10 protein-coding genes are annotated in these 13,507 nt (G+C 64.7%); 1 reads left to right on the top strand and 9 read right to left on the bottom strand.

Annotation, left to right across the window (positions count from 1 at the left end; all coding sequences use genetic code 11):
* Positions 1 to 7: 7 nt before the first annotated feature.
* The 7 genes from B0G69_RS19335 to B0G69_RS19305 all read right to left on the bottom strand — a co-directional run bounded on the left by B0G69_RS19335 (position 8) and on the right by B0G69_RS19305 (position 6,208).
* Positions 8 to 283: an Hpt domain-containing protein gene (locus B0G69_RS19335; RefSeq protein WP_241991532.1), complete on the bottom strand. Its 276-nt coding sequence runs from the start codon at positions 281 to 283 to the stop codon at positions 8 to 10.
* 116 nt (positions 284 to 399) lie between these two features.
* The gene (locus tag B0G69_RS19330; RefSeq protein WP_121320146.1) at positions 400 to 1,041 is read right to left on the bottom strand and encodes a response regulator transcription factor; all 642 of its coding nucleotides are present in this window, start codon (positions 1,039 to 1,041) and stop codon (positions 400 to 402) included.
* A 97-nt stretch (positions 1,042 to 1,138) separates the two neighbouring features.
* Positions 1,139 to 1,546 carry a hypothetical protein gene (locus tag B0G69_RS19325; RefSeq protein ID WP_121320144.1) on the bottom strand — a complete coding sequence of 136 codons (408 nt, stop codon included), beginning with the start codon at positions 1,544 to 1,546 and terminating at the stop codon, positions 1,139 to 1,141.
* A gap of 157 nt (positions 1,547 to 1,703) precedes the next feature.
* Positions 1,704 to 2,543, bottom strand: coding sequence for an ABC transporter permease (locus tag B0G69_RS19320; RefSeq protein WP_121320142.1), 840 nt, complete (start codon positions 2,541 to 2,543; stop codon positions 1,704 to 1,706).
* A gap of 15 nt (positions 2,544 to 2,558) precedes the next feature.
* A complete protein-coding gene (locus tag B0G69_RS19315) occupies positions 2,559 to 3,836 on the bottom strand; it encodes an ABC transporter permease (RefSeq protein ID WP_121320140.1) in 1,278 nt (425 codons plus the stop codon).
* A gap of 123 nt (positions 3,837 to 3,959) precedes the next feature.
* Positions 3,960 to 5,009, bottom strand: a complete 1,050-nt coding sequence (locus B0G69_RS19310) for an ABC transporter substrate-binding protein (RefSeq protein WP_121320138.1) — start codon at positions 5,007 to 5,009, stop codon at positions 3,960 to 3,962.
* Positions 5,010 to 5,110: 101 nt separating this feature from the next.
* The gene (locus tag B0G69_RS19305) at positions 5,111 to 6,208 is read right to left on the bottom strand and encodes an ABC transporter ATP-binding protein (protein WP_121320136.1); all 1,098 of its coding nucleotides are present in this window, start codon (positions 6,206 to 6,208) and stop codon (positions 5,111 to 5,113) included.
* 173 nt (positions 6,209 to 6,381) lie between these two features.
* On the opposite strand from B0G69_RS19305, the gene B0G69_RS19300 reads away from it, so the two are divergent.
* Positions 6,382 to 7,929: a PLP-dependent aminotransferase family protein gene (locus B0G69_RS19300; RefSeq protein ID WP_121320134.1), complete on the top strand. Its 1,548-nt coding sequence runs from the start codon at positions 6,382 to 6,384 to the stop codon at positions 7,927 to 7,929.
* A gap of 57 nt (positions 7,930 to 7,986) precedes the next feature.
* Here B0G69_RS19300 and B0G69_RS19295 read toward each other — a convergent pair whose 3' ends face one another.
* Together B0G69_RS19295 and B0G69_RS19290 are read right to left on the bottom strand one after the other, a co-directional pair.
* Positions 7,987 to 11,787, bottom strand: a complete 3,801-nt coding sequence (locus B0G69_RS19295) for a DUF748 domain-containing protein (protein WP_121320132.1) — start codon at positions 11,785 to 11,787, stop codon at positions 7,987 to 7,989.
* 289 nt (positions 11,788 to 12,076) lie between these two features.
* Entirely contained in the window at positions 12,077 to 13,501 is a 1,425-nt protein-coding gene (locus tag B0G69_RS19290; protein ID WP_121320130.1) for a DUF1254 domain-containing protein, read from the bottom strand.
* Positions 13,502 to 13,507: the final 6 nt, after the last annotated feature.

Below are 13,507 nucleotides of genomic sequence, written 5' to 3'. Positions count from 1 at the left end.
GCTCGACTCAGTGCGAAACGGACGTCGTCACCGCTGCATCGATCGACAATTTCAGCTTCGCCAACGCGTCGACCAGCAACGGCACGAGCTTCCCAACCACCGGCTGCTGCCTCTCACGCGCCGCCGCTTCGATTGCGGCGAGCAATGCAATCAGTTCATTGCAATCGAGCAGACGCGCCGAACCGGCGATTCGATGCGCGGCGCCCGCCACGGCGTCCCATGACGCCGCCGCGACACTCTCCTGCAACGACACGAGCGTCGTTCGATTAGTTTCGCCAATCATTTCGAGCAGACACCTGGCGACCCGGTGATCGTCGCACGCCAGTTCGAGTGCTTTCGCGTGGAGCGCACGCGCTTCGTACGTGGGCATCGGTGAGTTCATCGCGTCGGCGTACCACGTCATTGCGTCGAAGCAATCCGGCAACGCCGCGCCAGATCGATCAGTTCCACCAGCGATTTCGCACCGACCTTCTGCATGATGCGGGTTTTGTGGCTGCTGACCGTCTTGTTGCTGATAAACAGCGCGTCGCCGATCGCCTTGTTCGACATTCCTTTCGAGAGCATCTGCAGGATGACCAGTTCCTTATCCGACAGCAGCCTCACGCGCTCTTCCTCATCGACGGACGCGCCGTGGGCCGGCGGCAGGCCGCTGGTGGTCGTCACCGGAAACACGGAGTAGCCCGCGAGGACGGCCTCCACGCCCCGCATGATCTCCTTCATCTCCTGCGACTTGCTGACGAAACCGTGGACGCCGCAGCGCATCGCGCGCGGCGCAAACGTGGCGGGGTCGTGGCCCGACAGCACCAGCATCCGGATCGGCGGATGGGCGAGTTTCAGGCGCGGAATCACGTCGAGCCCGCTGATGCGCGGAATATCCAGATCCAGGATGGCGAGTTTCGGCGTGTGCTGGCGGGCCAATTCGACGGCGGTCTGTCCGTTGTCGGCCTCGATGACTTCCTCGATACCCAGCAACTGCATGAGCTGCATCTTGATGACCATCCGGAATGCCGGATGATCGTCGATAACCAGAATCGTTGACATGGTTGAACTCCCCCTCGAAATTTTTTCGACGCCGCGCGGTGTTCGTCATCGAACCGCGCGGCGTGCCTGTTTTGTTATTTGCGTCGTACGGGTTGGCCTACGAAGCCGTACCCGCCAGTTCTATCTCGACCCGGCGATTGGGCGCGAGGCATCGCACCAGATCGTCGCGCTTCGTTTGCCGGCATTCGGCTCGCGGACTCGAACTGCGTTGGCCGTGAACCACGGTCGGCAATCTCACGCCGCGCGTTCGCAGATACTGCTCGACGGGTCGCGCGCGCAGCAACGACAGGCGCGGGTCGCAGGCGTCGCCGCCGAGGCGGTAGGTATAGCGGGTAGTTGGTTTGCGGGTGGCGCCCGTCTTCTTTGAATCGAGCGCGATGGCATTGAAACGGAGCTTGCCGCGGGGCAGCATCGTGGTGGCGATGCCGAGCCGTTCACGCGCCGCATGGTCCGTGCAGCCGGCCGAGGCCGACGCACCTGCCAGCGCCGTTAGCGGGAATGTCATGGTCTGTCTGCGCCGAGCGCATTGTTTTTAGAAGGCTCAGAGTATGCAGACCCGCAGACCCATCGGGAATGGGAGCAATCTTAGAATCGCGTCCGATAATCATCCGATCGCGATGCCGCACGGGAACCGGCGGGTCTCCCGCCGGCATCGGCCCCGCTCAAGCCCTGACTGCCCGCGCGGCGTTGCGTCCGCGCAGCCATTCGAGCGCCAGCAGCAGGGACGTCGAGAAGACGATCAGAATCGTCGCAAGCGCGGCGATGGTGGGGCTGATGTTCTCGCGGATGCCGGTGAACATTTGCCGCGGCAGCGTGGTTTGATCCGCGCCCGCGAGGAATAGCGTCACGACCACTTCGTCGAATGAGGTCGCGAACGCGAACAGCGCGCCGGAAATCACGCCCGGTGCAATCACCGGCAGCGTGATGCGGAAAAACGTCTTCAGCGGATTCGCACCCAGCGACAAGCTGGCGCGCACCAGGTTGTAGTTGAACCCTTGCAGCGTGGCGGCCACCGTGGTGACGACGAACGGCACGCCGAGCGACGCGTGCGCGAGGATCAGACCGATGTAGGTATTCGCGAGCCCCAGCGGCGCAAAGAACAGATACATGCCGACGCCGACCACCACTACCGGTACGATCATCGGCGAGATCAGGATCGCCATCAGCAGGCCTTTACCGCGAAAGTTCGCCTTGGTCAGCCCGACCGCCGCGAGCGTGCCGAGCACGGTCGCGACCACCGTCGCCGAGGGCGCGACGATGAAGCTGTTTTTCGCGGCCATGCGCCACTCGTCGGACGCGATCAGGTTCTGATACCAGCGCAGCGACCAGCCCGGAATCGGATACACCAGAAACGTGCTCGACGAAAACGACAGCGGCACGATCGCCAGCACGGGCAGGATCAGATACAGCAGCGTCAGCACGACGAGCGCGCGCAGCGCGAAATACCACACACGCTCGACCAGTGACGTATGCGGTGCGAACAGGGGCTTGGCAAGTTTCATCGCAATGCGCTCCGTTCAGCCGAGACTCAATGACGAACGCGTGAAGCGTCCGTAGATCACGTACAGCACGAGCGTCGCCGCCAGCAGCAAGCCGCCGAGTGCGCACGCCATGCCCCAGTTGATCGTCACGTTGGTGAAGTACGCGACGTAGTAACTGACCATCTGGTCGTTAGGTCCGCCGAGCAACGCGGGCGTGATGTAGTAGCCGATCGCGAGAATGAACACCAGCAGAGCGCCCGCGCCGACGCCCGGATAAGTCTGCGGCACGTACACACGCCAGAACGCAGCGAACGGATGGCTGCCTAGCGAGATCGCCGCGCGCTGGTAAGTGGGCGGAATCGACTTCATCACGCTGTACAGCGGCAGGATCATGAACGGCAGCAGAATGTGCGTCATCGAGATGTAGACGCCGGTGCGGTTGAACAGCAGCGCGAGCGGATCATGCAGCAGGCCGCTTGCGATCAGCGCCTTGTTCACGAGCCCTTCGCTTTGCAGAATCACGATCCATGCGGCGACGCGCACGAGGATCGACGTCCAGAACGGGATCAGCACGAGAATCATCACCAGATTCGCGCGACGCTCGGACAGCGTCGAAATCCAGTACGCGAGCGGATAGCCGAGCAGCAGCGTGAACAGCGTCACCGCCGCGCCGATCACGAACGTGCGGCTGAACACCTTGAGATAGATCTGCTGATCGGGATCGGTCGGGATGATGCGGCCGAACGCGTCCTGCTTGTGGTCCAGCGAAGCCAGCAGGTAGAACGGCGAGAACGTGCCGGCGTTTTTCGCAATGGCCTGCCAGTACGCGATGTCGTTCCAGCGTTCGTCCAGTTCGACGAATTTCGCGCGTATCTGCGCAGGTGTCAGATGCAGGGGCTGGCTGTTGTCGTCGACGAACGGCATCGCACGCGCGGACTTCGCGACCAGCGAGCGAAAGCCTGGAATCTCCACGTTCAGACGCCGCGCGAGCGCGCCCATGCCGTCGCTGTCGGCGACCGCGGTGAGGTCGGTGGCAAGCGCGCCGAACGCGGCATCCGGTGGCGGCGTTTTGCGGTCCCAGTTGCTCAGCGCGGCGAGCGTATGCGGCAACGCGTTGGCGACTTCCGGGTTCTGCGCGGCGCGCGTGAGCAGCGTGCCGATCGGCACGACGAAAATGAGCAGCAGGAAGATCGCGAGCGGCGCGATCAGCAGCAGCGCCATTGCGCGCTTTCTGGATTCCGCGGCTTTCAGTTCGCGCTTGAGGCGCCCGGTTGATTCAGGCGTCGAATCGGCGGCGATCGTCATCGTAGTCACACCTGTTCTCCCACGTCGCATCCGAGCGTGCGCGCCCGGCTTCGAACCCGCGCGCACGCTTGCATGTATCGATACGGCGCGGCCCCGCCCGTGGCAAAGCCGCGCCCTGCTGCCCCGACCCGCTTACTTCGAAGCCCACGAAGAAAAGCGCTGCTCCAGTTCATCCCCGTGATCGGTCCAGAACGCCAGATTCTGCAGCACCGCGTTCTTGCCGTTGGCCGGCGAATTCGGCAGATTCGCGAGCGTCTTCGGGTCGAGCGCCTTGATCGCCGCCACGTTCACGGGACCGTACGCGATGTGGTGCGCGTAGTCCTGCTGCGGTTTCGACGACAGCGTATAAGCGATGTACTTCTCCGCCAACGCCTTGTTCGGCGAACCCTTCGGAATCGCCCAGTAGTCGAGGTCGTAGATGCTGCCGTTCCACACCACCTTGAGGTTCTTGCCTTCCTTCTGCGCGGCGTCGATGCGGCCGTTGTACGCGGTGGACATCACCACGTCGCCCGCGACGAGAAACTGCGGCGGCTGCGCGCCCGCTTCCCACCACTGGATGTTCGGCTTCAGTTCGTCGAGCTTCTTGAAGGCGCGGTCCTGGCCTTCCTTGGTGGCGAGCACCTTGTAGACGTCCTTCGGCGGCACGCCGTCGGCCATCAGCGCGAATTCGAGGTTGTAGCGCGCGCCCTTGCGCATCGCGCGCTTGCCGGGGAATTTCTTCACGTCCCAGAAATCGACCCAGCCGTTCGGCGCGGTTTTCAACTTGTCGGCGTTATATGCGAGCGCCGTCGACCACACGAAAAAGCCGACGCCGCACGTTTGCGGCGCTTCGGGAATCAGATCCGACTTCTTGCCGATCTTCGACCAGTCGAGCTTCTCGTACAGCCCTTCGTCGCAACCCCGGCCGATGTCGCCCGATTCGACTTCCACCACGTCCCAGTTCACATGCTTGGCTTCGACCATCGCCTTCACTTTGGCCTGCTCGCCGTTGTATTCGACGGCGGTCACCTTATTGCCGGTTTGCGCTTCGAACGGCTGGTTGAAGGCGGCTTTCTGCGCATCGCCGTTCGCGCCGCCGAAGTTGACGACCGTCAGCTCGGCTGCATTGACCTGCGCGGCTCCCAGCGCGAGCGCGAGCGCACCGACAGCGATGGCGCAGCGCGATTTCCCGATTGTGTTCATGGTGTGTTCTCCTTTGGTGGTGTGCATCAAGCTGAGTACAGTGCGATTTGTTATGTGCTGCCTTGCCTTGCCTGCGTCGAACCGCCAGGCGTTCGACACGTTCACGCCGCCGCGAACACCCGCAGATACTCGGGCGCAAACTCCAGTGCGACGGGCGCACCAGGCGTGAAGGTGTCGAGCGCGGCGGTGCCGAGCGGCACCTTGACGAAGCACTCGTCCTGCTCACGCACGCCGCAGCGCAGGCGCACGTGGTCGCCGAAATAGATCAGCCCGCGCGCTTCGCCGCTGAGCGCGTTGGCGCCTGGCCGCGTCGAACCGTTCGCGAGTTTCATGCGCTCGGGCCGGATGCAGGCGATCGCGGGCGCACCCGTGTGCGCATCGCCGATATGGCGCCCGGTCAAACGCGTGCCGTCGCTCAGATGAAGCTCGCAATACTCGCCGTCGACATTCGCGATCGTGCCGCGCAGTTTGTTGCTGTCGCCGATGAAGTTCGCGACGAACTCGTTGCACGGCGATTCATAGAGACGATCGACCGTATCGAGCTGCTGCACGATGCCTTTGTCGAACACGGCGACGCGGTCGGACATGGTGAGCGCCTCGCCCTGATCATGCGTGACGTACACGAAGGTGACGCCGAGCTTCTCATGCAGCGATTTGAGTTCGTACTGCATGTGTTCGCGCAACTGCTTGTCGAGTGCGCCGAGCGGCTCGTCCATCAGCACCAGCTTCGGTTCGAACACCAGCGCCCGCGCCAGCGCGATGCGCTGCTGCTGGCCGCCGGACAGCTGCGCCGGATAGCGTTTCGCGAAGCTCTCCATGCGCACCATCTTCAGCGCGTTGTGGGTGCGATGCGCGCGCTCTTCCGCGGAATGCCTGCGCACGGTCAACGGATAGGCGACGTTCTGCTCGACCGTCAGATGCGGGAACAGCGCGTAGTTCTGAAACACCATGCCGATGTTGCGCTTATGCGGCGGCACCGTATTGAGCAACGTGCCGTCGAGCCAGATCTCGCCGCCGGTGGGAAATTCGAAGCCCGCCAGCATCATCAGACAGGTGGTCTTGCCTGAGCCGGACGGCCCGAGCAGCGTCAGGAACTCGCCCTGATAGATATCCAGATCGAGCTGTTTGACGACCAGCGTTTCGCCGTCGTAGGTCTTGCGTACACCTCGAAAGCTGACGATCACGTCATCGGTTTTCATGCCCTCGTCTCCTGTCGATGGGAGTTGACGCCTTAGCGCTTCCTCCGATCCCTTGCAGTTTCATCCGGCGCGCACCTGCTGCATGGCAGCGGGATTGCATCGATTGCGTGGCTCACTATAGACCGTTACGGTTCTACAATATGGAACCATTTCATTATTCCGGATAGAACCACTTGGACACGGTGATTTTGTCGGACTGGCTCGCCGCGCGGCTCGACCGCGGCGCCGCCGAACCGGTCTACCGGCAGACGTTGCGGCTGATGCAGCAGGCCATCCTGACCGGCCAGTTGCCGCCCGGCACCAAGCTGCCCAGCTCGCGCACGCTCGCCGAAGACCTCGGCATCGCGCGCAACACGGTGCTGCACGTCTACGACCAGTTGACCGCCGAAGGCTATGTGATCTCGACCACCGGCAGCGGCACCTATGTCGCCGACACGCGCCCGGACTCGGCTGCGGTGAATACGCGCCGCAAACCGGCGGTGGCAGAGGCCGGCGCACGAGGCGCGTTGCCTGGGGAAATCCCGAAGCCACCCAAACGCGACTTAAGCGACCTGTCGAATCGCGGACGACGCCTGATCCACCAGGCCGGCGTCTCCGCCAAGCAGTGGGGCGCGTTCATGCCGGGCGTGCCCGATGTCGCGGAATTTCCCGCGCGCACGTGGAGCCGCCTGCAGGCGCGCTTGTGGAAGGAAGCCAATCCCGATCTGCTCACCTATGCGCCCGGCGGCGGCTACCGGCCGTTGCGGCGGGCGCTGTCGGACTATCTGCGGGTCGCGCGCTCCGTGAATTGCACGGCGGACCAGATCATCATCACGACGGGCATTCATCAGTCGATCGACCTTGCGGTGCGCCTGTTGACCGACGTCGGCGATCGCGCCTGGGTCGAGGAGCCGTGCTATTGGGGCGCGCGCAGCGTGCTGCAATCGTCGGGGGTGACGCTGGTGCCGGTGCCGGTCGACGACGAAGGTCTGAATCCGCGCGAACAGGATCTGCAACAGCCGCCGCGTCTCGCGCTCGTCACGCCGTCGCATCAGTATCCGCTCGGCATGGTGATGAGCCTCCCGCGCCGCCGCACGCTGCTCGAATATGCGCGCCAGCACAACGTGTGGATCATCGAGGACGACTACGACAGCGAGTTCCGCTACGGCAGCCGCCCGCTCGCTTCGCTGCAGGGACTCGACGACGCCGGTCAGGTGATCTACGTGGGCAGCCTCGGCAAGATGCTGTTTCCGGGCTTGCGCATGGGCTACATGATCGCGCCGGAGCATCTGGTGGATACGTTTCGCACCGGCGTCGCGGAGCTGTATCGCGAAGGGCAGTTGATGCAGCAGGCCGTGATGACCGACTTCATCATGGACGGGCATCTCACGTCGCATGTGCGGCGCATGCGGGCGCTGTACGGCGAGCGCAGGCAGATTCTGATCGACGCGATCACCGCGCGCTTCGGCAGCGAACTGCCCGTGATGGGCGACGAGGCGGGTCTGCACCTGGTCCTGGGCCTGCCGGACCACGCGAACGATCGCGCGGTGACGGCCGCCGCGTTCGATGCCGGCGTGATCGTGCGGCCGCTTGCGAGCTACTACAGCGTCGATCCGCCGCCACGGCGCGGACTGTTGCTCGGCTATGCGTGCGTGGCGAACGACAAGATCGGCCCCGCGTTCGACACGCTCGCGCGCGTGATCGAGCAGACCGCGTTGAAAGCGCCGACGCGCGCCGCCTGATCGACGAGCAGCGCGTCACGCCACGTCACGCGTGGCGTAGCAGGCCGCTCACACCGCTCACTTCAGACCGAAGTCGACGCGCGTGGTCGCGCCCTTGTCCTTGATGCCGTCCGCGTTCAGCTTCGGCGCGACGATGAACACGCGGCTGCTGTCGATCTTGCCGTCCAGATACCGCTGCACGCTCTGCGCACGCTGCTGCGCGAGCTGGCGCAGGCTGGCTTCGTCGATCGGCGCGTTGGCGGCCAGCGCGCTCTTCATGTCGTCATCCGGCACGCTTTTGGTCAGCCCGACGAAGTTGCGCGGCTTCTTGAAGTCCGCCGCCTTGTAGGCCTTCGTCAGGTATTTGTCGTACTCCTTGGGATCGATCGTCACGGTCGATAGATCGACACTCTCGCCGTTGCCCACCACGTCCTTGATTTTCTGCTGCTTGACGAGGCGCTCCACGTATCGGGTGCGCAGCGCCGGTTCATCGACAGCCGGATCGACCCGGCCGATCAGATCCATGCGCACCGAGGTCTTGTCGGCCAGCGCCTTCACGATTGTGTCGAGCTTTTTGGTGTCGGCGTCCGTGAGTTTCGCCGAGCCCGGCTCGAACTCGACATAGCCCAATTCCTCGCCGCTACCGCCGAATGCGTTGGCGATCAGCGAGAACGGCGCGGTCACCGCTTTCTGCAACAGATTGAGCACCGCATGCCAGATCAGGCCGCCGACGCTGAACTCGGGATTCGACAGCGAGCCCGACACCGGCAGATTCACGTCGATTTCGCCGCGCGAGTTCTTCAGCAACGAAATCGCGAGACGCACCGGCAGTTTGGTCGCCGTGTCGTTGTCGATGTGGTCGCCGAACGTGAGCTGGTCGATGAACAGGTGGTTGTCCGCGTTCAGTTGATCGTTGTCGAGCTTGTAGTGCAGATCGACGTTCAGCTTGCCCTTGGTGATCGGATAGCCGGCATATTTCGACGAATACGGCGTGAGGTTGGTCAGCTCGATATCGTGCGCGCTCGCGGTCAGATCAAGCGCCGGTTTGGCGATCAGCGGATTGACGGTGCCGCGAATCGACAGCGGTCCATTGGCTGCCAGTTTCGCGGCGACGTCCACCGGCGCGGGCGTGCTCGACTGCGTGCCGAACGCGCCGACCGTGCCCTGGATGCCGACCAGGTTCGCGGTGAAATTCGGCTTGATGAAGTTGTCCGTGTACGTGAGGCGGCCCTGCTGCAGCACCAGTTGACCGAAGTGCAGCTTGACCGGGCTTTGCGGCGGCGTGGCGGCCGTGACCGTGGCGGGCGCGGCAGGCGTTGCAGACGAAGCCTGAACCGGCGCGGACGCCGTGGCCACTGCCGATGCCGCGGGCGGCGTCAGCTGCACGGGCTCGGCGCCGCTCTTGTCGCGCGTCAGCGATTGCGCGGCGCCGTCTTCATGCGCGACCACGTCGCTCAGATTCAGCTTGCCTTGTGCGTTCAACAGCACGCGTCCATAGAACTTCGTGAACGTCACGCGGCCCGCGTCCACCACCGTGCCGTGTTCGTCGTAGGCGGCCTTCAGGTTGGACAGCGCGAGCGAGCCCCACCCCGCGAACGGGTCCGAGGTCGCCTTGTCGAGCATGCGCACGTCGACGAGCGCCATGTCGCCGTGATAGTTCGCCTTCAACGACTTCGCCTGCGTCAGCGCGAGATCGCCGTTCGCATTGAGCAACGCGCTCGCAATCACCGCGTTCAGCTTGCCGCCGAAGTACGGCTCGAAAGCCGCCGCGTCGAGCCGGTTCGCGTTCACCTTGACGGCCACCTTGAGCGGCGTCGCCGTGACGTCGCCCTTCACGCCGAGCGTGCCCTTCCTGTTCAGTGTGGCTTGCAGATCGACCGGCAGCGGACGGCTCAGGTCGTCGCTGATCTGCTGCACTTTCAACTGCAGCGGCGTGATGCTCAGCTTCACCGGCTGCGGCGTGGTGTGGTCGGTGAAATTGGCGGTCGCATCTTTCAGCGTCAACTCGCCGATCTTGTAGTGCCACGCGGGCCCCTCGGCGTGCGCCTGTTTGGCCGCGTGAACCGCGGTGCGCCGCTGCGCGGCTTCGTGCGGCCCGGCAAGCGAGGCGAGGTTGATGCTGCCGTCTTTGAGCCGCTGCGCGTCGATCGCGAGGCCGGTCGTGGCGACGCTGGTCACGTCCGCCGTGCGCGCGGCCAAGTCCACCTGCTTGACCACCACGCTGCCTTGCGCGAGCGACACCACCGGCTGTTTGTCGCCACGCGCGGCCAGCTTCAGCGATTGCAGGTCCAGCTGCGTATCGGCGACCATCACGGCCGCTGGCGACTTCGACCAGTTCGTGTCGATATTCGTCGTCACGGACAGCGCGCCGTCCGTCACTTGCGCGGCGGTCGCGGTGTCGAGATAGGGCTGCAACTGCGGCAGTTTCAGCGACTTCAGATCGAGCTTCGCGCTGGCCGTTTTCGCGGCGAGCCCGAGCTTGCCTTCGGCGGCGAGCGATCCGGCGCCGTCCTTGAAGTCGGTGTTCAGCGTGTAATGCGCGGGCGCGTTGGCGAGCGTCGAAAAATCGTTCAGCGTCACCGCGAGTTTTTGCAGACCGAGATCGACAGGACGGGAGGCCGCTTCGTCGTGCACGTTGACGGTGCCGTCGTTGAGCACGAAGCGTTTGATCGACAGGTCCAGCGGCGCGCCTTTTTCCGCGGTGTTCGCCTTCGCGCCGGACGCCGCTGCCGGTGCGCTCGCGGCGGGCTGCGGCGCCCCCGCTTCGGATCCGGGCGCGCTCGCGGAAGCCGCCGCGTGCGGCGCGGCCGGCGCGGGCGCGAACATCCGCTCGACGCTCAGCACGCCGTCCTTGTCACGCGCGAGACTCGCACTCGGCGCATCGATGCGGATCTCGTCGAAGTGATAGAGGCTCTTTAACGGCTCCAGCGTCGCGGCGGCGACGTGCACCGCGCGCGCCGCGAAGAACGGCGCCTTGCCCTGATCCTGCACGTCCACGTCGTTCATGTCGACGGTGCCTGTCACGCGCAGCGAAGGCGCGTCGTTCGACATCACGAAATTGAGCTTCAGATCGGTGGACAGCTTGCCGGACTGCAGGATCACCGGCAGCTTGGTCGGCACATAGGACATCAGGCGCGGCACGTCGAGCCCGTCGAAACGCAGCGACACTTCCGACTCGCGCGACGCCGCGAACGGCTTGGTCTTGCCGTCGATGGCGAGCGGACTGCCGTCGATGCGCGCGCGCAGCAGCGGCTCGACGAAGATACCGGTTTTCGAAGGCAGCGTAGCGATGAACGGAATGCCGAGCTTCCATTGATCGATCACGTGCGTCGCGCCGAGCAGCTTGTCGTCGAACGTGATCTGACCGTTTTCGAGACGAATGTTCGACACCGAAAAGAGCGTCGGCTTGCTATCGGGCTTGGCCGGCTGGCTCGCGAACTTCTCGATCAGATCGGTGAAATTGAAGCGCTGCGCATCGTAGCGAACGATATGAAAGCGCGGCGAGTCGAGCTGCACTTCGTCGACGATCGGCGCGCCGCGAAACAGCGAACTCCACGACGGCTTGACGATGAGCCGCTCAATATCGACGAAATCGCCCGCGCCGCCGCGCTCGCCGATATGCACGCGATCGGCTTCGAGCCGCAGCGTGTATGGATTGAGCGCGATGCGGCCGATCGTGGCCGGACGATCGAGCTGCTTGCTGAGCTGTTGTTCGGCGACGTGACGAATCAGCGGCGGTGCCGCGAAAAAGCCGAGCAGACCGAACAAGACGAGAAAGATCAGCAGACCTATGAGGACGCGCCGTGTACGGCGTGACTGCGCGGCTTCGCGCACGGTCTGTATGGAAGATGCTAGTGATGCTTTATTGAGGCTTGCCATGCTCGGTTTTGGGTAGTGCGGCGGCAAGCCCGCCGCGAAAACGAAAATCCCGCAAGCGGCAGTATAAGGTGTGAACGTGGTGTGGGATAGGAATGTCAGCCGCGGCTTAGAGATCCGGCCGGATGATGGCGCCGTTTGTCCGCCGCGGCGAGGCGATGAACAGACGGCGTTCGAGGCGTCAGCGAGTGCGTGGCTGTCATCTTGCTGACGCATTGCGCCGGCAGATTTCACCGGCGCGTTTCGTCGACACAGTTAGCTCGATTTCGTTAACACAGTTGACCGAAACATTTCACTGACGCACGACGGCCGGCGGTTGCCAGCTGCCGTCGGTCGCTTGCGGTTTCGGTGCGTAAAGGCGCAGCACCAGTTGCATATCCGTGCGCGGCGCCGGCAGCCAGTTGCCGTTTCGCGCGCGCGCGGACGACACGGTCACATCGAGCGAACCGTCGCGATTGCGGCGTGCGCCGTTGCGATCGCCCACCGCGAGACGCGCCGGCGCGCTGTCGCCCAATGCGCCGTCGCGCGTGTAGGCGGTGATCGACCAGAAGCCGTGCACCGGCGGCAACTGGTTCGGCGCGAAGTGAATGACGTAGCGGTTCGCGCCGTTCAGCGGATGGCCGTCGCTGTCCTGGGTGACGACCGCGCGCACTTCGTCGTCGCGGGTGCCGATGCACGGTTGCGCACTCGCAGCGTAGGCGCGCAACGCGTAGTCGGGACCGTAGTTGCCGACGCCTTCGCCGAACCAGCTCCAGCCATTGCCGGTCAGCATGTTGGAAGGCGGCGTGGCGACGCGCTCGTGGCCGTCGGCGAGACCTGCCGCGATCGCGTCGCGCGCGCCAGGCAGCTTCACCGGATTGCCGGGCGTCACACCGAGGTCCGCGAGAATTTTCAGCGCGTGAGGATCGGCCGGTGTCGGCGGATTGTCAGGCAAGGCGTCCGCGAGACGGCTGAAGAAGCCGTTTGCGTCGAGCGCGGCCACTTGCGCGGCCGGCGTGCCGGCGGCGGCGCGCGCGCCATCGGCGGCGTTGCCGCGCGGCGGCGCGACCGGGGCCGGGGCCGAGCGCGAATCAGCACCATAGGCGCTCAGCGGCGCGACGCGAATCGCACGTTGCAGTTTGCGGACCGCCGTCAGGTCGCGCGCGCCGTTCGACTGGATGCGCACGCTCACCCATGCGTTGGCGGTCGGCACGTCGACGCGCTTCACGCCCCCGGGCAGTTCGCCCTGCCAACCCGGGCCGACGAACGCGATGGTCTGCGCCTTGATGCCCTTCGCGCCGGTCGCGAACTGCGGGCCGGTCGACCACACCACATTGGTCCACATGTCGAGCACGCGGGCATCGACGTAGCGGCCGTGCGAGTCGGGCAAGGACACGAGCACCGGCTCGCTGCCGACGTCGAGCCAGCCGGTCGAGTCGAGCGTGTCGACGCCCGGCTGCGGCGGATTGGCCGCGCCGATCGGCGGCAGCGCCTGGGCGTGCCGCAGCGTATTGAGAGGCGCCTGGCCCGGCTCGGTGCCGATCGCGGCGTCGCGCGCCACCCCCATCAGCACGAGCGGATAGCCGAATACGTACGAATCGGCGACTTCATCCTTGATCCAGCCGGTAGATTTGGGCGTCGCGGACGGGGTCGACGCGCAACCGGCCAGAAAAGCGAGGCCTGCGAGCGATGCGCAGGTCCAGTGAATCGAAAACAGTTCTCGGCGATTTTTTATCATTCGTTC

It is taken from the genome of Paraburkholderia sp. RAU2J (genome assembly GCF_003634845.1).
Lineage (GTDB): Bacteria > Pseudomonadota > Gammaproteobacteria > Burkholderiales > Burkholderiaceae > Paraburkholderia > Paraburkholderia fynbosensis.
Note: the sequence above shows the minus strand (reverse complement) of the source record. Positions and strands in the feature narration are given on the sequence as shown.

Excerpts from the sequence above, each read along its gene's own strand:
- B0G69_RS19335 (WP_241991532.1), bottom strand. The coding sequence starts at position 283 with ATGATTGGCGAAACTAATCGAACGACGCTCGTGTCGTTGCAGGAGAGT.
- B0G69_RS19330 (WP_121320146.1), bottom strand. The coding sequence starts at position 1,041 with ATGTCAACGATTCTGGTTATCGACGATCATCCGGCATTCCGGATGGTC.
- B0G69_RS19325 (WP_121320144.1), bottom strand. The coding sequence starts at position 1,546 with ATGACATTCCCGCTAACGGCGCTGGCAGGTGCGTCGGCCTCGGCCGGC.
- B0G69_RS19320 (WP_121320142.1), bottom strand. The coding sequence starts at position 2,543 with ATGAAACTTGCCAAGCCCCTGTTCGCACCGCATACGTCACTGGTCGAG.
- B0G69_RS19310 (WP_121320138.1), bottom strand. The coding sequence starts at position 5,009 with ATGAACACAATCGGGAAATCGCGCTGCGCCATCGCTGTCGGTGCGCTC.
- B0G69_RS19305 (WP_121320136.1), bottom strand. The coding sequence starts at position 6,208 with ATGAAAACCGATGACGTGATCGTCAGCTTTCGAGGTGTACGCAAGACC.
- B0G69_RS19295 (WP_121320132.1), bottom strand. The coding sequence starts at position 11,787 with ATGGCAAGCCTCAATAAAGCATCACTAGCATCTTCCATACAGACCGTG.
- B0G69_RS19290 (WP_121320130.1), bottom strand. The coding sequence starts at position 13,501 with ATGATAAAAAATCGCCGAGAACTGTTTTCGATTCACTGGACCTGCGCA.